The 18,776-nt window shown below is 69.4% G+C and carries 15 protein-coding genes; 7 read left to right on the top strand and 8 right to left on the bottom strand.

Translation table 11 applies throughout. The features are described from left to right. Positions 1 to 147: 147 nt before the first annotated feature. Positions 148 to 1,656, bottom strand: coding sequence for an ABC transporter substrate-binding protein (locus A6W98_RS00395; RefSeq protein WP_052677876.1), 1,509 nt, complete (start codon positions 1,654 to 1,656; stop codon positions 148 to 150). A 138-nt stretch (positions 1,657 to 1,794) separates the two neighbouring features. Between A6W98_RS00395 and panB the strand changes: the two genes are divergently transcribed. Both panB and panC read left to right on the top strand, forming a co-directional pair. Further along, the gene (gene panB / locus A6W98_RS00390; protein WP_042456417.1) at positions 1,795 to 2,625 is read left to right on the top strand and encodes a 3-methyl-2-oxobutanoate hydroxymethyltransferase; all 831 of its coding nucleotides are present in this window, start codon (positions 1,795 to 1,797) and stop codon (positions 2,623 to 2,625) included. Further along, on the top strand, positions 2,622 to 3,473 hold the full coding sequence (gene panC, locus A6W98_RS00385) for a pantoate--beta-alanine ligase (protein ID WP_042456414.1): 852 nt from the start codon (positions 2,622 to 2,624) through the stop codon (positions 3,471 to 3,473). Before panB ends, panC begins: the two co-directional genes overlap by 4 nt. Positions 3,474 to 3,480: 7 nt before the next feature. On the opposite strand, the gene A6W98_RS00380 is transcribed toward panC, so the two are convergent. Further along, on the bottom strand, positions 3,481 to 4,767 hold the full coding sequence (locus A6W98_RS00380; protein WP_042456411.1) for an acetylornithine deacetylase/succinyl-diaminopimelate desuccinylase family protein: 1,287 nt from the start codon (positions 4,765 to 4,767) through the stop codon (positions 3,481 to 3,483). A gap of 137 nt (positions 4,768 to 4,904) precedes the next feature. Here A6W98_RS00380 and A6W98_RS00375 point away from each other — a divergent pair, with 137 nt between their 5' ends. After that, entirely contained in the window at positions 4,905 to 5,171 is a 267-nt protein-coding gene (locus tag A6W98_RS00375; RefSeq protein WP_042456408.1) for a hypothetical protein, read from the top strand. A 7-nt stretch (positions 5,172 to 5,178) separates the two neighbouring features. Then, positions 5,179 to 5,802, top strand: coding sequence for a DUF1523 family protein (locus A6W98_RS00370; protein ID WP_042456405.1), 624 nt, complete (start codon positions 5,179 to 5,181; stop codon positions 5,800 to 5,802). 32 nt (positions 5,803 to 5,834) lie between these two features. Here the strand turns inward: A6W98_RS00370 and A6W98_RS00365 are convergent, their stop codons facing one another. The 3 genes from A6W98_RS00365 to A6W98_RS00355 all read right to left on the bottom strand — a co-directional run bounded on the left by A6W98_RS00365 (position 5,835) and on the right by A6W98_RS00355 (position 9,279). After that, positions 5,835 to 7,829: an aldehyde dehydrogenase family protein gene (locus A6W98_RS00365; protein ID WP_042456402.1), complete on the bottom strand. Its 1,995-nt coding sequence runs from the start codon at positions 7,827 to 7,829 to the stop codon at positions 5,835 to 5,837. 4 nt (positions 7,830 to 7,833) lie between these two features. Then, a complete protein-coding gene (gene deoC / locus A6W98_RS00360; protein ID WP_042456398.1) occupies positions 7,834 to 8,850 on the bottom strand; it encodes a deoxyribose-phosphate aldolase in 1,017 nt (338 codons plus the stop codon). A gap of 66 nt (positions 8,851 to 8,916) precedes the next feature. Then, positions 8,917 to 9,279 (bottom strand): hypothetical protein, encoded by a 363-nt coding sequence (locus A6W98_RS00355; protein WP_042456395.1) that lies wholly within the window; start codon positions 9,277 to 9,279, stop codon positions 8,917 to 8,919. A 490-nt stretch (positions 9,280 to 9,769) separates the two neighbouring features. Between A6W98_RS00355 and A6W98_RS00350 the strand changes: the two genes are divergently transcribed. Together A6W98_RS00350 and A6W98_RS00345 are read left to right on the top strand one after the other, a co-directional pair. Beyond that, a complete protein-coding gene (locus A6W98_RS00350) occupies positions 9,770 to 10,747 on the top strand; it encodes an efflux RND transporter periplasmic adaptor subunit (protein ID WP_042456393.1) in 978 nt (325 codons plus the stop codon). Continuing rightward, positions 10,740 to 13,967, top strand: a complete 3,228-nt coding sequence (locus A6W98_RS00345) for an efflux RND transporter permease subunit (protein ID WP_042456391.1) — start codon at positions 10,740 to 10,742, stop codon at positions 13,965 to 13,967. Before A6W98_RS00350 ends, A6W98_RS00345 begins: the two co-directional genes overlap by 8 nt. On the opposite strand, the gene A6W98_RS00340 is transcribed toward A6W98_RS00345, so the two are convergent. Further along, complete coding sequence (locus A6W98_RS00340; RefSeq protein ID WP_042456387.1) at positions 13,946 to 14,575, bottom strand: nitrogen fixation protein NifQ; 630 nt, start codon at positions 14,573 to 14,575, stop codon at positions 13,946 to 13,948. The two genes, A6W98_RS00345 and A6W98_RS00340, sit on opposite strands and share 22 nt — an antisense overlap. A 153-nt stretch (positions 14,576 to 14,728) precedes the next feature. After that, on the bottom strand, positions 14,729 to 15,220 hold the full coding sequence (locus A6W98_RS00335; RefSeq protein ID WP_042456385.1) for an NUDIX hydrolase: 492 nt from the start codon (positions 15,218 to 15,220) through the stop codon (positions 14,729 to 14,731). Between the two features lie 400 nt (positions 15,221 to 15,620). Between A6W98_RS00335 and A6W98_RS00330 the strand changes: the two genes are divergently transcribed. Beyond that, positions 15,621 to 17,099, top strand: coding sequence for an inorganic phosphate transporter (locus A6W98_RS00330; protein ID WP_042456382.1), 1,479 nt, complete (start codon positions 15,621 to 15,623; stop codon positions 17,097 to 17,099). 18 nt (positions 17,100 to 17,117) lie between these two features. On the opposite strand, the gene A6W98_RS00325 is transcribed toward A6W98_RS00330, so the two are convergent. Next, positions 17,118 to 18,629: a malonate--CoA ligase gene (locus A6W98_RS00325; RefSeq protein ID WP_042456379.1), complete on the bottom strand. Its 1,512-nt coding sequence runs from the start codon at positions 18,627 to 18,629 to the stop codon at positions 17,118 to 17,120. Positions 18,630 to 18,776 lie beyond the last annotated feature (147 nt).

The following is an 18,776-nucleotide window of genomic DNA, read 5'->3' as shown; positions in this document are numbered from 1 at the left end:
GCTCACCGCGCGGTCGCTGAGGTTGCGTCATGGGTATTTGGACCAAGAAGAAGACATCTGCGGTTTCTTCTTGGATCAAATACCCGAAAGACCGCCTGCCCCGTCAGGGGCAGGCCAAAAGGCTTGCGCCGCAGGCGCTCGTTTTGATCAGTCGGTCCAATGCACGGCGGTCAGGTCGTTGGCCTGGGTCGGTGCGTTCTCCCATAGCCCCTCGAGCTTCGCATTGGCGACGCCGGTCTTGGCGAGTTGGAAGAGATAGACGTTGACGTAATCCTCGGCGATCATCCGTTGCGCCGCCTTCAGGATTTCCGAGCGCTCGGCCGGATCGGTGGCGCCTGCGAGCCGGTCCATCAGCGCCGGGAAGTCCGGCCGGTCATAGCCAAAATAATAGTCGGGCCGGGCATAGATGCCGATATCCATCGGCTCGGTATGGCTGACGATCGTCAGTTCGAAATCATGGCGCCGGAAGACCTGGTCGAGCCATTGCGCCCATTCCAGATTGACGATCTCGGTCTCGATCCCGACCGCGCGAAGCTCGGAGGCCACGATCTCGCCGCCGCGGCGGGCATAGCTGGGCGGGGGCAGCGCCAGGCGCAGGGTGAGGTCTGTCTGCCCCGCCTCGGCCAGAAGCGCGCGGGCCTTTTTCGGGTCGTGTCGCGACAGGTCGGTCAGGTCGACATAATCGGGATGATGCGGCGCGAAATGGGTTCCGATGGGCGTGCCATAGCCGAACATCGCGCCGTCGATAATGTCCTGCCGGTTGACGGCATGGGCAATGGCCTCGCGCACCCGGATATTGTCGAGCGGCGGGCGGCGGTTGTTGAGCGCGAGGATGGTTTCGCCCTCGGTCGTGCCGACGATCACCCGGAACCGCGGATCGGCCTCGAATTGCGGCAGCGTCTCGGGGGCTGGAAAATTGGGGAATGCGTCGACATCGCCCGCCATCATCGCCGCGAAGGCCGCGTTCGGATCGGGGATGAACTTGAAGGTGGCGCGGGCCAGGGCCGGGGCCGGGCCCCAGTAATCGGGGTTGCGCAGCAGTTCGACCCGGTCGCCATGGACCCAGCGCTCGAACCGGAACGGGCCGGTGCCGACCGGGGCGGAGGCCTCGGTTCCGGCGGTTTCGGGGGCGACGATCACCGCATCGCCCCAGGCCATCTTGAAGGGAAAGGCGCCGTCGGGCCGGGCAAGCGTCACCGTGACCGTCAGCGGGTCGGGTGCGGTGACGCTTTCGATGCCCTCGAACAGCGCCTTTTGGGCGTTGGTGCTGTCGGGTCCGCGCGCGTGATCGAGGGTGAAGACCACGTCGTCGGCCTCCATCGCGGTGCCGTCATGGAAGCGCACGCCCTCGCGCAGGTGGAAGGTGTAGACGGTAGCGGCCTCGTTCGCCTCCCAGCTGGCGGCGAGGCCCGGAACCACGGTGCCGTCGGGGGCAAAGCGGGTCAGCCCCTCGAAGAGATTGGCATAGACCACCTCGTCGATGGCTGCGGCAGCACCCGAGGTGGGGTCGAGATTGGGCGGCTCGAGCACCATGCCGATGGTGATCGTATCCGGCGGCGCGGCCTGCGCCGGCCCAGCGGTCGGGGCAATGGTAAGGGCCAGCGCGAAGGGCAGCGCGAGGGCGAGGTTCAGGGCGGTCGTCCAAATGGGGCGCATCCTGCGGTCTCCTTTCCGTTCCGGTCCCATCTGAGGTCGTGCGGGGGGGCAAGGCAAGGCCCGCGCGGCGCCGCCGGACTGGATTCTGCGCCGCGGCACGCTATAAGGCCCGCCAGGGGCAGGGCCAGGGAGGACAGGATGAGTGCAAGCGCCGAAAGCCGCCAGATGACGGTGGCCGCGGTTCGGGCGAGGAAGGGCGGCACGCCGCTGGTCTGCCTGACCGCCTATACGACGCCGATGGCCGAGGCGGTCGATGCCGCCTGCGATGTCGTTCTGATGGGCGACAGTGTGGGCATGGTGCTGCATGGGCTGCCATCGACGCTGGGCGTCACGATGGAGATGATGCTGATGCATGGCCGGGCCGTGGCGCGCGGGCTCGCGCATGCCCTGATGGTCGTCGACATGCCTTTCGGGAGCTACGAGGAAAGCCCCCAACAGGCGTTTCGCAATGCCGCGCGGCTGATGGCCGAGACCGGCTGCGGCGCGGTCAAGCTGGAAGGCGGGGCGGCGATGGCCGAGACGATCCGGTTCCTGACCGCGCGCGGCATTCCGGTGATGGGCCATGTCGGACTGACGCCGCAGGGGGTGATGGGCTTCGGCGGCTACAAGGTGCAGGGCCGGGGCGCGGATGGCGCAAGGGTGCTGGCCGAGGCGCAAGCGGTGGCCGAGGCCGGCGCCTTCGCGGTGGTGCTGGAAAAGGTGCCCGCGGCGCTGGCCGACCGCATCACCGCGGCGGTTCCGATCCCGACCATCGGCATCGGCGCCTCGGTGGGCTGCGACGGGCAGATCCTGGTGGTCGATGACATGCTGGGCGTCTTCACCGGCTTCCGGCCGAAATTCGTCAAGCGCTATGCCGAGCTGGGCGATGCCGCGCGCGCGGCGGTCGAGGCCTATGCCGAGGAGGTCCGGTCGCGGCGTTTCCCGGGGCCGGAGCATGTCTTTGCCGATGAGCTCGGAGGTGGCGCATGAGCGCGCCGATCCTGCGGAGCCTGGCCGAGCTGCGTGCGCTTCGGGCGGCGTGGCGGGCCGGGGGCGCCCGCGTGGCCGTGGTGCCGACCATGGGGGCGCTTCACGCCGGGCATCTGAGCCTTGCCGCGGCTGCGAAGGCCGCCGCCGATCGGGTGATCGTGACGATCTTCGTCAATCCGAGGCAATTCAACGATCCGGGCGATCTGGCGCGCTATCCGCGTACCGAGGCGCGCGATGCCGAGAAGCTGGCGCCGCTCGGGGTCGATGCGATCTACGTGCCCGCGCCCGATCAGATCTATCCGCCGGGTTTCGCGACCTCGATCTCGGTCACGGGCGTCAGCGAGGGGCTGTGCGGTGCCCACCGGCCGGGTCATTTCGACGGGGTGGCGACGGTCGTCACCAAGCTTTTGCTGCAGACCGGCGCCGATTGCGCCTTTTTCGGCGAGAAGGACTATCAGCAGCTGATGGTGGTGCGGCGGCTGGTGCGCGATCTCGACATTCCCGTCGAGATCGTCGGCTGCCCCACGGTGCGCGAACCCGACGGGCTGGCACTGTCCTCGCGGAACGCGCTTCTGCCCGGGGATGTGCGCGCCGTGGCGCCCGCGCTCTACCGCGCGCTTGCGGGAGCCGGGAAGGCGCTTGAGGCCGGGGCGGGGGCGGGCGAGGCCCTTGCCGGGGCCCGGGCCGCGATCCTGGACGCGGGCTTTGCCGAGGTCGAATATCTCGAGCTGCGCGCGGCCGCCGACCTGGCGCCGCTCGACGCCGCTGTCGTGCCTGCCCGGCTGCTGGTGGCGGCGCATCTCGGCGGGGTGCGGCTGATCGACAATATCCCGGTGGCGGCGGGCTGAGGCGGGCTCAGCCGCCCAGGAGATCGGACAGCGTCAGCGCCATCACCTGCGCGGCCTCGACCATGTCGTCGATGCCGACCCATTCATCGGGCTGATGCGCCAGATCGAGAATGCCGGGCCCATAGGCGATGCAGTTCCTGAGCCGCCCGATCCGGTCGATATGCTTCTGGTCATAGGTGCCGGGCGAGACCACGAAATCGGGGGCGGCGCCCAGCACCCGGCCGATCGCGCGCTCGACCGAACGCACCACCGGCGCGTCGCGCGCGGTCATGCTGGGCCGGACCTCGAACAGCTCTCGGATCTCGTAGTCGAAGCCCGGGCGGCGGGCCCGGACCCGCTCCATCAGCGCGCGGATCTCGCGCTTGACCTCCTCGGGATCCTCCTCGATCAGCACCCGGCGGTCGATGGTGATGCGGCAGCGGTCGGGCACGCAGGGCGCGGGCAGGCCGTCATAACCCTCCTCCTGCTCGGGCTCGCCGCCATGGACCGCGTTGATGTTGAGCGTCGCGGCGCGGGCGCCCGCGGGCACCACCGGCATCGCGGTGTGCCGCCCCGCCAGCAGCGGAAACAGCGTGGCCTCCATCTCGGCCAGCACCGCGCCCATGTGGCGGACCGCGCAATCGCCAAGGAACGGCATCGAGCCATGGGCGATCCGGCCCTTGGTCTCGATCTCGGCCCACCAGACGCCGCGATGGCCAAGACAAATCCGGTTCTTGTTCAGCGGTTCGGGGATGATGACATGCTGGACACGCTCGGGCGCGAACCAGCCGCGCTCGGCCAGCCAGGCGACGCCGCCGAAACCGCCCGATTCCTCGTCGGCGGTGGCGCTGATCTCGACCGCGCCGCGAAAGCCGGGGCAGGTCTCGACGAAGGTCTCGGCCGCCAGTACCGCCGCGGCGATCCCGCCCTTCATGTCGCAGGCGCCGCGGCCCCAGACCCGGCCGTCGCGGATCTCGCCGCCGAAGGGATCGACGCTCCAGCCATGGCCGACCTCGACCACGTCATGATGGCCGTTGAAATGGACGCAGTCCCCGCCCGGGCCGCCCTCATGCCGCGCGATCATGTTCCAGCGTGGATGGGCGTCGCTGTCGGCGGGCGCGCCGCGGGCCCGCACATAGCTGATGTCGAAGCCCTTCGCCGCCAGCCTGGCGCCAAGGAATTCGCATATTTCCAGATAGTTGCGCCCGGGCGGGTTCAGCGTGGGAATGCGGATCAGATCGCGGGTCAGCGCCGCCACCTCGTCGCGCCTGGCCGCGACCGCCCGTTCCAGACCATGTTCCAGAGATCCGTCCATGCCCGAGCCTAGCGTCTTGGCACGGCTGCGGCAATCGCGACCGGAGCGGGCCGCGATGCAGGGCGTGTCGTGCAAATCTCATCGGAGGCGCCTATATTGCCCCGGCAAGGGCGCGGCCTGCCCGGGTGGAGGGAACCATGTTCGCATTCCTGCGTTTCGCTCTCGCGGGGTTCGTGATCCTCACGGTGATCTATGTCGCCGTGTCGCTCTATTCCCGTGCGGTCAGGCGTGGCAAACTCGGACGGGAATGGGACGAGGAGGTCCGCATCGGCGACCGCCAGGCTTATGTCGACGAGGGGTTGAGGCAATATGACCGCTCGCTCCGGCGCAAGCTGATCCTCGGGATCTACGTCGTGCCGGCCATCGTCGTCGGCACGATCATCTATATCACGAATTACTTGTGAGGCTCGAATGGCATATGTCAAATGGACCATCGTTACGATCGTCATCCTGGTGATCGCGGGCTTCCTGCACTACACGCTGCCCCAGCATGACGTGGTGCGGATCACCGCGACCAAGGAACGTCAGATCAACTTCGGCGAGAACCGGATCTTCTTCGCCAGCAACGGCGCCGGGAACAGCGAAGGCGACAATACCCGCTTCGTCAATTTCATCGAGACGTTCAACCGCGACGGCAAGCCCATCGTCTTCCGCAACGAGGATACCAGCTGGGGCTGGCCGCCCTATTTCAAGTTCGACAGCTCGAACCTTCAGGCCAAGGCGAGCGACATGATCTCGGACAAGGAAAATCCGGAATGGGTGGTCGTGACCCATTACGGCTGGCGCAACGAATACCTGTCGATCTATCCGAACGCGGTCGAGCTTCGGCCGGTGGGCAGCCCGGATGACAGCCCCATCCCGTGGTTCAACATCCTCTTCCTCGGCGCGCTGGCCGCGCTGGTGATCTGGATCTGGCAGCTTTTGGCCCGGTTCAAGGAAGACCGGATCGAGCCGATGCTGGACGAGATGGGCGAGCAGTTCGACTCGGTGGGCGACCGCGCCGAAGGGTTCTGGCGCCGGGTGTTCTCGCGCTGAGCTTCGGGATCGGGCGCCGGGGCCTGGGCGGCTCAGGCGCCCCAGCTCAGCCGGAGGGTCTGACGCCGTCCGGCGGCAATCCGGAACAGATCGCTTGTGCCTCCGGGTCCGGTCCAGGTTTCGGAGGCGCCGTCTTCTGAAAGCCAGAGCGCCTTGCCGGTCGCGGCCGCCCGTGCGGGCAGGTCTTCCGGCAGATCCCCGGCGCCAAAGCACCAGAGCGCGTCGAGATCGACCCGGGCCGCAAGCGCGCAGGCCAGCGCCGCGCGCGGCCCCGAAACGATCCCCACCAGCCCCTTCGGCATCCCGGCCGCTTCGAGCGCGGCAATCAGCGCCTCTGCCTCGGCATTGGCGCCCGCGCCGGGGTATAGCAGCGCGCCATTGCCCGCCGCCAGAACCGGTCCGAGGATCGAGGCCATTGTCAGCATCGGCGCGGCCTGGCGGCAAATCTCCGGGCAAAGCACTGCGATCACGCCAAGCGGTCGGTGCCGGGTCAGGGTGGCGCGGCCCGGCGTTTCGGCCCAGGCGGCCGAGGCGGTGGCGGCTGCTCCGGCAGCGCTGGCCAAGCGGGCGGCCGCGGCCTCGGCGCTTTCCGCGAGACGGGTGGCGGCATGGATCAGGATCGCCGCCCGCTCGGTGGTGCTGCGCCCGGCCCAGCCGGATTGCGCGCGGCGGGCTGCCGTCAGCGCGGCCGAGGGGACCGCTGCGGCGGCCACGGGGCGGGCCACAGCTCGGGCCGGGGCAAGGCCCGCGGGCCTTTGCCACAGCTCCGGCGGATCCGGGGCAGGGTCGAGATCGGTGCCATTGACGCAGACCGTTCCGGCCTCGAGCGTGGTTGCGAGGTCGAGCGCGGTGCTCAGCGTTTCGCTCCAGAGACTGGTGGCCGGGGCAGGCGGGATGGCATTGGCCAGCCGGATCGCCTCGGCCGGGGGCCGGAAGGTCATTGACAAGAGCACCGGGCCGGGCAGGCCGGTTTCCATCTCGGGCATGGCCGGGGCGAGGCCGGTGATCAGGGCCGGGGCCATGAAGGCGCCGCGGTCGGGCAGGCGCGGCAGGGGCTGGATCGTGACGCCGCGGGTCTCGGCCAGCGCGGCGGTCAGCCGGTCGCGAAGTGCGGGTCCGGACAGCGGCCCCAGATCCGTGGCCGGATCGAGCGGGTCGCCGATGATCAGCCGGGCCATGCGTCCGGCAAGGCGGGCATGAACCCGCTCGGCGACCGATTCCTGCACCAAGAGCCAGTGACCGGCGGTCCCGGGCGGCGGATCGCCCAGCATGCCCGCGATGCCGTCAGCCGCGGCATCGAGATCGGCATCTTCCAGCACCAGATGCAGGCAGGGCCCGCGCAGCGTTGCAACGGGAGGCTGGGCCAGGTCGGACAGCGCCCCCGCGGCGCCAGAGAGCACGGCCAAGAGCCCGGCGGGCAGCCCGGCCGTTCCGGCGGCTTCGGCCAGGCAAAGCATGGCCAGTTTCCCATCGGCCGGGCCGGGTGCAAGGATCACCGCATTTCCCGCCGCCAGCGCCGGGGCGATCCGGCCCAGTGAAAGGCCGAATGACGGGCCGGGCGCGACGACCCCGAGAGGCACATGTCCGGGCCGGTCGGCGGCGCCCGCCAGAAGGCTGCCGGCTGCCTGTCGCAATGCGTCGAGACCCGCGCTCAGCCCGCGGCGGCAGGCGCGGACCGGCCGTCCGGTCTCCAGCGCCAGAAGCTGGGTCAGGCAGGTCTCCCGCGCCGCGATTTCCGCGGCCCAGTCGTACAGCTTTCGCGCCCGTTCGACGCCCGGCAGCGCGGCCCAGAGCGGCTGGGCGGTGGCCGCCGCAGCACGGGCGTCGGCGAGATCGGCGGGGCTCGCATCGGCCAGACGGGCAAGCTCGGCGCCGCTCGCCGGAGAGCAGATCGCGGTGGCATCCGCGCCGGGGCGGAGCGACCCGGCGATCCAGGGCCCGAAAGCGCCGTCGTGCTGGCCGATCCAGGCGCGGGCCTCGGCATCGGGGGCGCGGCCCGGGCCGCGGTCGAGGGCGTTCGGTGCCATCGCGCTAGCCCGTCGCATGGCGGCGCGGCGTGCTGCCCGCCCCGAAGGCGATCTCGTCCAGCCGCCGCTCGATCGCGCCCAGAAGCGAGGAGGCGCCGAAGCGGAAGAGAACCGGTTCCTGCCAGCGCGGTCCCAGCTCCTCGCCCACCAGCCCCAGCCAGTCGAGCGCATCCGGCGCCGTCGAGATCCCGCCCGCGGGCTTGAAGCCCACATCGACGCCGGTCGCCTCGCGATAGGCGCGGATCATCCGGCACATGGTCAGCCCGACCGGCAGGGTCGCATTTACCGGCTCCTTGCCAGTCGAGGTCTTGATGAAATCGGCCCCGGCCATCATCGCCACCAGACTGGCGCGGGCGACATTGGTCAGCGTGCCCAGCTCGCCGGTGGCGAGGATCGCCTTCATATGGGCGGGTCCGCAGGCGGCGCGAAAGGCCGCGACCTCGTCATATAGCGCCTGCCAGTCGCCCAGGAGCACATGGCGGCGCGAGATCACGATGTCGATTTCCGAAGCCCCCGCCGCGACGCTGGCCTCGATCTCGGCCAGCCGGGTGGAAAAGGGCGAAAGACCGGCGGGAAAGCCGGTCGAGACCGCCGCGACCGGCAGCCCCGAGCCCTCGAGCGCGGCCAGCGCGGGGGCGATCATCTCGTGATAGACGCAGACCGCCGCCGTCGTCACCGGCCCGGCCCCCAGCGCCGTCCTTAGATCGGCCCGAAGCGGGGCCCTGGCCTTGGCGCAGAGCTGACGCACCCGGCCCGGCGTGTCATCGCCCGACAGCGTCGTGAGGTCGATCAGCCCGACCGCGCGCAACAGCCAGGCGGCCTCGGTCGCGGGATCGGCGGGCCTGCGCGCGGCAAGACCGGCGGCATGGCGCTCGGCCGCCGGGCGGTTCACCCGGGTCGAGGCGATCCAGCCGGTATCGAGCGGCAGGCCGCCATTGCGGGCATGCGCCAGCCGCGGCAGCGCGGGGCTTGCGGGCCGGGCCGGTGTCGTGGCCGGTGTCTTGTCCTCGCTGCGGGTCATGCGCGCGCTCCCTGCGGATCTCTCCTGCCCTTGGTGACATGCCGGGGGTGGGGGGTTCAAGCGCGCTCAGAGGGTGAGGAAGTAGGGATCGGAACTGTGCCAGTAATCCGAGAAATCGGCGGCGCGGGCATGCGGCAGGCCGAGGCTCTGCATGGCGTAAAGATCGGCCGAGAGCAGCCCCGCCAGCCGGAACCCGTTCTGCGCCGCGGTCCGGGCCGGGCTGCCTTCGGAGAAGATCGCCTCGATCTGGGCCGAGGCATTGACGAGGGCGAAGATCAGCGCCAGCGGGGGCGCGTCGGGACAGTCGAAGACGCTGTCGCGCGCGAAGGATCGCCACCCTTCGGGCGAGGCCAGAAGCGCTTCGAGCGCGAACTCGGTCAGCCTCTCGGCGGGATCTGCCTTGGGTACGGAAACGCTGGACTCTGGCATGTTACAAAACGTCGAAATCATCAGGGTAACAAGGCTGGACCGAGAGCCGGGCGACTGCCCTCCCGGCTGAAGGACGACTGTTCAATTCTGTCGGCTTGGCGGCAATGCGGTGGGCGTCGGGTCTGCCGTCTCCGGCCATCCGGGACGTCTTGAGGATAGGCGGGAGGGCGAAAGCGAACAAGCTTGCCGGAGCCGTTCTAGGCGGATCGCCGCCCGCCTCTGGTCCGTTTCCGGCAGGATTCCGGCAGCCGGCAGCCGGGGACGCGATGCCGCAGCCCGAGCCCTCCGTCGGTGCCGTTTTCGCAGCGATTCCGGTCATCCTTTCAGAAAGGCTGGTCTTCTCCGGCCTTTTCAGGTGGCGCGGGGAGATCTGCGAAGGCGATGGGCCTTGCAAAGCCGGGCAATCCGCCCCAAACATTCAACAAATTGCATTCGTTATCCCGTGGCCGGGCGCTCCGGGGGAAGACGTTGCCTGACAGGAGATACGGCGATGGGCCGACGACTCGCTTTGATCTTTGCGCTGCTGGCAGCCCTGCCCGCGGAAGCGGCCGAAACGGTGCTGGCGCCGGTGACGATCACTGAATGGAAGCCGGTTTATGGCGAGGTCGAGACCCGCAACCGGGTGCCCGCGCGCAGCCGGATCGGCGGCACGGTGGTCGAGCTGAAGGTGACCGAGGGCGATCCGGTCGAGGCCGGACAGGAAATCGCGCGGATCGAGGATGACAAGCTGAGCTTTCAGATGCGCGCGCTCGACGCGACGCTGAAGGCGCTCACCGCCCAGCTCGACACCGCGCGGCGCGATCTCGACCGGGGCAGGGCGCTGCGCGAGCGGGGCGTCGTCACCCAGCAGCGGCTGGATCAACTCACGACCCAGGTGGCCGAGCTCGAGGGCCAGATCGACAGTACCGCCGCCCGGCGCCGGGTGATCGAAGAGCAGGTCGCCGAGGGGGCGGTGCTGTCGCCCGGCAGCGGGCTGGTGCTGTCGGTGCCGATCTCGCCCGGTTCGGTTCTGGTCGCGGGCGACACCGTGGCCGAGATCGGCGGCGGCGGGCTGTTCCTCAGGCTCGCGATCCCCGAACGGCATGCGCTGACGCTGCGCCCGGGCGACCGGATCGCCGCGGGCGACAGCACCGGGCTCGACGGCCAGAGCGGGCGGCTGGTCAAGATCTATCCGCAGATCGAAGGCGGCCGGGTGCTGGCCGATGTCGAGGTCGAGGGGCTCGACGGCCGTTTCGTCGGGCGCCGGGTGCCGGTCCGGCTGCCGGTCGGCACGCGGCAGGCCCTGCTGGTGCCGCCGGGCGCGGTGACGCATCGGGGCGGGCTCGATTTCGTCGCGGTGGCAGGGCCCGATGGCCCGGTCGAGCGCGTGGTGGTGCCGGGCGAACGGCTGCGCCATGACGGCCGCGACCGGGTCGAGATCCTGACCGGGCTGGAACCCGGCGACCGCGTGGTGAGCCCCGATGAGTGACGAGACCCGCCCCGCCGCCCGCCGCCTCGGCCTTGCCGGATACCTGACCAAGGGGTTCATCCGCTCGCCGCTGACACCGCTTCTGCTTTTGGCGGCGCTGGCGCTGGGCCTGATCGCGCTGATCGCCCTGCCGCGCGAGGAAGAGCCGCAGATCTCGGTGCCGCTGGTCGATATCCATGTCCGGGCCGACGGGCTCCGGGCCGTCGATGCGGTCAAGCTGGTGACCGAGCCGCTCGAGACCATCGTCAAGGGCATCGACGAGGTCGAGCATGTCTATTCCGAGACCCGCGACGACCGGGCGATGGTGACCGCGCGGTTCAGGGTGGGGCTGAGCCAGGACACCGCGATCTTGCGCGTGCGCGACAAGATCCTGGCCAATATGGACCGCATCCCGGTCGGCATTCCCGAACCGCTGGTGGTCGGGCGCGGCATCAATGACGTGGCGATCGTGACGCTGACCTTCACCCCGGTCTTTGGCCAGAGCGCGGTAACCGCGGCCGATCTGACCCGGATCGCCCGCGAGGCCGAGACCGAGCTGGTCCGGATCGACGATGTCGGGCTGACCTATCTGGTCGGCGAGACCGAAGAGGCGCTGCGCGTCGCCCCCGATCCGCAGAAGCTGGCGCTTTACGGGATCACCCTGCAAGAGCTGTCGCAGAAGGTCGCGGGTGCCAATGCCGCCACCCCGGCGGGGCTGGTGCGCGATGCAGGCCAGCAGGTCGGACTGGTGCTGGGCCGGACGCTGGCAACCCCGGCCGAGATCGGCAATCTGGAGCTGACCGCGCGCGACGGCCGCACCGTCTATCTGCGCGACCTGGCCGAGATCGGCTTCGTCTCGGATCTTGACGAGCGTCACGTGGCGAGCCTCGCCCGCGGCCCCGAGGGCGAGATCCTCCGCCGCCCCGCGGTCACGCTGGCGCTGGCCAAGCGCGCGGGCGCCAATGCCGTGGTGGTGGGCGAACAGGTCCTGCAGCGGCTTGAGGAGATGAAGGGCGGGCTCATTCCGGATACGGTCGCGGTCGAGGTCACGCGGAATTACGGCCATACCGCCTCGGAAAAGGCCAACGAGTTGCTGTTCCATCTGGGGCTGGCGACGGTCTCGATCGTGGCGCTGGTGCTTTTTGCCATCGGCTGGCGCGAGGCGCTGGTTGTGGCCATCGTCATTCCGGTGACGATCCTGCTGACGCTCTTTGCCGCCCATGCCATGGGTTACACGCTGAACCGGGTGTCGCTGTTCGCGCTGATCTTTTCCATCGGCATTCTGGTCGATGACGCCATCGTGGTGATCGAGAACATCGCCCGGCACTGGGGGATGGTGAAACCGGGCGACAGCCGGGTGCGGGCGGCGGTCGAGGCCGTGGCCGAGGTCGGCAACCCGACCATCGTCGCCACCCTGACCGTGGTCGTGGCGCTTTTGCCGATGCTGTTCGTGTCGGGGATGATGGGGCCGTACATGAGCCCGATCCCGGCCAATGCCTCGGCCGCGATGATCTTTTCCTTCTTCGTCGCGGTGACGATCACCCCCTGGCTGATGCTGAAGATCGCGGGCCGGGCGCCTCTGCATGCCGGGGGCGCGGGGGCGGGCCATCCGGGCGGGCGGCTGGGGCGGCTTTACGCCCATATCGTGCGGCCGATCCTGTCGCGCAAATGGATCAGTCTCGTTTTCCTGCTGGGGGTGGCAACGGTCTCCTTCGGCTCGATGGCCGCGCTTTACACCAAGGATGTGACCGTCAAGCTGCTGCCCTTCGACAACAAGTCGGAACTGGCCATCGTCATCGATCTGCCCGAGGGCGCCTCGGTCGAGGCGACCGATGCGGTGGCGCAGGCGGCCGCAAGGGTGGCGCTGGCCATGCCCGAGGCGGTCTCGGCCCAGACCCATGCGGGCACCGCCGCGCCCTTCAACTTCAACGGGCTCGTCCGGCACTATTTCCTGCGCGAAAGTCCCGAACAGGGCGATGTGCAGGTCAACCTCTCGCCCAAGGATGCCCGCGACCGCACCAGCCATGCCATCGCGCTTGATCTGCGTCAGCGGCTAGGGGGGCTCGAGCTGCCCGCGGGCACGGTGCTGAAAGTGGTCGAGCCGCCGCCCGGGCCGCCCGTCATGGCGACGCTGCTGGCCGAGATCTACGGCCCCGATGGCGATACCCGCCGGGCGGTTGCGGCCCGGGTCCGGCAGGCCTTCGAGGACACGCCCTTCATCGTCGATGTCGATGACAGCTTCGGCACCCGCGCCCGCCGCATCCGGGCCGAGACCGATCCGTCCGATCTGGCCTTCTTCGATGTCGCCGAGGACGATGCGCTGGACACGCTCAGGATGCTGAACGGCGCCACCACGGTCGGCTATTCGCATCGTGGTGCGGGCCGGGCGCCGATCCCGATCGTGGTCGCGCGCGACAAGGCCGACCGTGTGCTTGACGAACGGGCGCTGGCGACGCCGGTTCCGGCCAATGTGCTGCCCGGCGGGCGCGGCGTGGTCGAACTGGGCGATGTGGTGCGGCTGACCGAGGAGCAGGCCTCGTTCCCGGTCTTCCGCCATAACGGGCGCTATGCCGAGATGGTCCAGGCCGATCTGGCCGGCGATTTCGAGGCACCGCTTTACGGCATGCTGGCGGTCGGGGACCGGCTTGACCGGGTCGACTGGCAGGCGCTGGGCCTGAGCGCGCCCGAGATCCGTTTGCATGGCCAGCCGTTGTCGGAGGACAAGCCGGTCCTCCTGTGGGACGGCGAATGGGAGGTGACCTGGGTCACCTTCCGCGACATGGGCGCGGCCTTCGGGGTGGCGCTGGTCGGGATCTACATCCTCGTCGTGGCGCAGTTCGGGTCGTTCCGGCTGCCGCTGGTGGTGCTGACGCCGGTGCCGCTGACCTTCCTGGGCATCATGCTGGGGCACTGGCTGTTCCATGCGCCCTTCACCGCGACCTCGATGATCGGCTTCATCGCGCTGGCGGGGATCATCGTGCGGAACTCGATCCTGCTGGTCGATTTCATCCGCCATGCCGATCCCGAGGGCCGGATCACGGTCGAGACGCTGGTCGAGGCCGGGGCGACGCGGGTCAAGCCGATCCTGCTGACGGCGCTGGCGGCGATGATCGGGGCGGCGGTGATCCTGGCGGACCCGATCTTTCAGGGGCTGGCGCTGTCGCTTTTGTTCGGTCTGGCCTCCTCGACCATGCTGACGGTGCTGGTGATCCCGGCGATCTACCGCATCTTCAAGACCTGAGCGGGGGCGGGGGCCGCGGCCCGGCCCGCGCGGGCCAGCCGCGCCTCGCCGCTTTCCTCGCCGAAGCACATGTCGAAATCGGCGCAGTCGGTGCAGACCGGCGTCGCGCAGAGCACGAAGCCCTCGTCTTCGCAGATCAGCCGGTAGAAGAACCGCTTCCACTTCATGTTGGCGGTGTTCTTCGCCGCAAGCGGGCCGAAATGCCGGGTCAGCATCGCCGAAAGCTCGTGCCGGTTCCGCAGGCCCAGATCCTGCCAGAGATGGTCGGGCTCCATCGCGCGCCGCGCGATCATCGCGGCCAGCGGCCGGGCCAGCGCGGTTCCACCGGAATGGGTCAGAAGAAGTGTCCGTACCGAGTCCTCCTCGACGCCGCGCGGCGCCGCGCCCCTGCCGCGACGAAATTCGGGCGGTGCGGCGGGGAAGAGGGTGCCGACGAGTTCGGTCAGTGCCCCGGCGTCCAACCCGCAATGCGCGGGCAGCTCCTCGGGCGACGCCGCTTCGGACAGGGCCAGCGCGAGGATCGAGGCCACGGCATGAAGGTCTGCGGCGTCCTGGCCGCTGCGGGCGGCGGCGGCCATCAATCCTGCATAGGCGTCATCTGCTGTCATCGCGGGGCTCCTTCCCGAAGCCTCCGCACCGGGGCGCGTCGGGTCAACCGCAAGCTGCAGGCCGGGCCCGCGCCGCGCGCCTTTGCCGGTTTTCCGGGCAGGAATGCCGCCCGGCGCATCACCTTGCGCATGGGCCGGGCGGACCGGAGCGGATCAGTCCGAGCCGAGCAGGTCGCGGATCACGGGCAGCTTTTCGGGCTTCTGCGACAGCCCCCTGAGCAGCGCGGCCAGTTCGGGTTCGTCGACGCGCTGTGCCGCGGCCTTGGGCGTGAACCAGCGGCGGATCCGCTCGTCGCGTTCCTTCCAGTTGCGCCGGAGCTTGCAGACCAGCATCGGAAACACCTCGACCCGGCAGCGCAGCACGGTGCCGTCGTCGAGCCGCTTGTCGTATTCGTAGCTGCCGATGCTGTGGCTGGCGACCCGGCCCTCGGCCCCGGCCTCCTCCAGCGCCTCGATCCCGGCCGCTCCCCAGGGCGAGTGGCCCTCCATCGTCCAGCCCTTGGGCACGACCCAGCGCCCGGTTCCGCGCGAGGTGACCATCAGGACGCCCAGACGGCCGTTCCTGTCGAGGCGCAGGGGCAGGGCCGCGATCTGGCTGCCGAGCGGGTGCTGTCGTTCGATCGCCAAATCTGCGTCCAGTCCCATATCTGCGCCTTCCCATGCCCGGAGATGCGGACGCGTCCCCGCGCCGCGATGCTGTCCGGGGACGACCTGCACGGGTCGGTCCCGACCCTTAGCCAGGCGGCGACAGCCCTGCCGGGCGGCGCCCGGCCATTTTGCAACATAGACGTGATCTTGGGGCTGGAGTGCAACAGGAAAGCGTCATCCGTCGCGGAACTGCCGCAGCAAGGCCGGTCTTTGGCCGGATTGCCATGCAAAAGACTTGCCCCGCTGTCGCGGCAGGGGTTGTGAATGCGCCGTTTCGGTGACATTCACCCGCCCGGGACAGACCGTCCGCGGGAGCCGCTCCGCGACCAGCCATGCTGGGGCGCGGGCCTTCGGGAAACTGCCCGCTAAAGGATGGCCGAGCAAGGAAAGGCTTCCCTTGTCAGAGACCTACAAGGACCGCCAGTGGAAGACACTGGACAAGGACCTCAAGCGCCTGTCGCGGGTCGAAATCGCCGCGCAGACCGTGTCGCGGCCGCTGCTGGGCGTCGGGGTCTCGCTGGCTTTCATCGTCATCGCGGCGCTGGGCGCGGCGCTGGTGACCGGAAACACGCCGGGCATGCTGTTCGTGGTGGCCGCCGCGGCCTTCGGTGCCTACATGGCGCTGAATATCGGCGCCAACGATGTCGCGAACAACATGGGGCCGGCGGTGGGGGCCAATGCGCTGTCGATGGCGGGCGCCATTGCCATCGCGGCGATCTGCGAAAGCGCGGGCGCGCTGATCGCGGGCGGCGATGTGGTCTCGACCATCTCGAAAGGCATCATCGCACCCGAAAGCGTGGCCGATTCCGCCACCTTCACCTGGGCGATGATGGCCGCGCTGCTGGCGGCTGCGGTCTGGGTCAACATCGCCACCTGGATCGGGGCCCCGGTCTCGACCACCCATTCGGTTGTGGGCGGCGTTCTGGGGGCCGGTGTGGCGGCGGTGGGGATTGCCGCGGTCAACTGGTCGACCATGGGCGCCATCGCCCTGAGCTGGGTGATCTCGCCGGTTCTGGGCGGGGTGATCGCGGCGGGCATGCTGGCCTTCATCAAGTGGCGGGTGATCTATCGCGACGACAAGATCGCGGCGGCCCGGACCTGGGTGCCGGTGCTGATCGGGGTGATGGCGGCCACCTTCGCCACCTATCTGGCGCTGAAGGGGCTCAAGCATCTTTTCGATGTCACCATCGGCCATGCCGTGGCGATCGGTGTTGTCGTCGGCATCGCCTCGGGGCTGGGCGCGGTGCCGCTGATCCGGCGCCAGTCGCGCGGGCTGGAAAACCGCAACCGCTCGCTCAAGCTTCTGTTCGCGGCGCCGCTGGTGATTTCGGCCGGGCTTCTGTCCTTTGCCCATGGCGCCAATGACGTGGCCAATGCGGTCGGGCCGCTGGCGGCCATCGTCCATGCCCAGCAGGCCGGAGAGATCGCGGGCAAGGTGGCGATCCCGGTCTGGGTCATGGTGATCGGCGCTTTCGGCATCTCGTTCGGGCTGGTGCTGTTCGGGCCCAAGCTCATCCGCATGGTCGGCAGCCAGATCACCAAGCTGAACCCGATGCGGGCCTATTGCGTGGCGCTGTCCGCGGCGATGACGGTGATCGTCGCCTCCTGGCTGGGGCTGCCGGTCAGCTCGACCCATATCGCGGTGGGGGGCGTGTTCGGCGTCGGCTTCTTCCGCGAATGGCATGCCGAACGGCGCCTGCGCAGGGCGAACCTGACCAAGCCCGGCGCCAAGCGGCTTGGCCCCGAAGAGCGTCGCCGCCGCAAGCTGGTGCGCCGGTCGCATTTCATGACCGTCGTCGCCGCCTGGGGGGTGACGGTTCCGGCCACGGCGGTCTTGTCGGGCGGTATGTTCCTGGCGATCTCGGCCCTGCAATAGGCAGGGCCGTCCGGCCGCTCAGGCGAAGCTGTCGCGATAGCTCTCGCGCAGGGTCGCCTTCTGGACCTTGCCCATGGCGTTGCGGGGCAGCGCCTCGATCAGTTCGAGCCGCTTCGGCCGCTTGAAGCCCGCAAGCTGCGTCGCAACCGACCCGGCGATGGCCTGAAGCTCGGGCGTCTCGCCCGGGGCAGGGACCAGGACCGCCAGCACCGCCTCGCCCAGATCGGGATGGGGCACCCCGATCACCGCGCTTTCCAGCACGCCCGGCTGCGCGTCGAGGACCTCCTCGATCTCTTTCGGATAGACATTGAGCCCGCCCGAAATGATCAGATCCTTGGCCCGGCCGACGATCCGGACATAACCCTTGGCATCGATCGTGCCGAGATCGCCGGTCAGGAAGAAGCCGTCTTCGCAAAGCTCTTCGCGGGTCTTCCCGGGCATCTGCCAGTAGCCCTGAAAGACATTGGGGCCCCTGACCTCGATCTGGCCGGTTTCGCCCGGGGAGCATTCGGCCCGGGTCGCGGGATCGGCGATCCGAAGCTCGACGCTCGGCAGCGGCAGGCCGACGGTGCCCGCGATCCGCGCGCCGTCATAGGGGTTCGAGGTCGACATGTTGGTTTCGGTCATGCCGTAACGTTCGAGGATCCGGTGCCCGGTGCGGGCCTCGAAGGCGCGGTGGGTTTCGGCCAGAAGCGGTGCGCTGCCCGAGACGAAGAGCCGGATATGGGCGGCCAGCGCCCGGTCGAACCGCGGATCGTCCAGCAGCCGGGTATAGAAGGTCGGTACCCCCATCATGGCGGTCGCGCGCGGCAGGGCGGCGATCACCGCATCGATGTCGAATTTCGGCAGGAGGATCATCGCGCCGCCCGCCAGCAGCATGATGTTGGTCGCAACGAACAGGCCATGGGTGTGGAAGATCGGCAGCGCATGCAAGAGCACATCATCCTCGGTAAAGCGCCAGGCCTCGGTCAGCACCTCGGCATTCGACAGCAGGTTCCGCTGGCTCAGCATCGCCCCTTTCGAGCGCCCGGTCGTGCCCGAGGTGTAAAGCAGCGCGGCCAGGTCGTCGGGGTCGCGCGCCACGGTGGGGTAGGTCGCCGATTTCGTTGCCGCGATCACCGCGAAGCTGCCGCTGCCATCGGTATTCAGCGTGGCGATATGGGCGCCCGCGGCCTCGGCCACCGGCGTCAGCGCGCCCATCCGGCGGCCGTCGCAGATCACCAGCCGGGCGCCGCTGTCGCCGATGAAATAGGAAAGCTCGGCCGGGGTATAGGCGGTGTTGAGCGGCAGGAAGATCACCCCCGCCTGCAGGCAGGCGGCATAAAGCGCCAGCGCCTCGGGCGATTTCTCGACCTGTACCGCCAGCCGGTCGCCGGGGCCGAGCCCGAAGGCGTTCAGGGCATGGGCATGGCGCGCGGCGAGGGCCAGAAAGGCCGCATGGGTGAGGCTGCCCCCGTCGGGCAGATGCAGGAAGGGCGTGTCGCGCCCGGCATGGCGGCCGAAGAGCCGGTCGTAAAGCGGGTTGGTCAAGGTCTCTCTGTCTCCCGAGGTCTGGGCATCGCTCCGGCGCGCGAGCGACGCCGGGAACGGTCCCGATCCTGCGCGCGCGCGGGGCTTGCGTAAACCCCGCGCAGCGGGACACCCTGCGTCACTGTGCCCGGGGCGGGGGATAGGCCC

Origin of the sequence: Rhodovulum sulfidophilum DSM 1374, assembly GCF_001633165.1 — a bacterium.
In the GTDB taxonomy this organism is placed as follows: domain Bacteria; phylum Pseudomonadota; class Alphaproteobacteria; order Rhodobacterales; family Rhodobacteraceae; genus Rhodovulum; species Rhodovulum sulfidophilum.
Note: the sequence above shows the minus strand (reverse complement) of the source record. Positions and strands in the feature narration are given on the sequence as shown.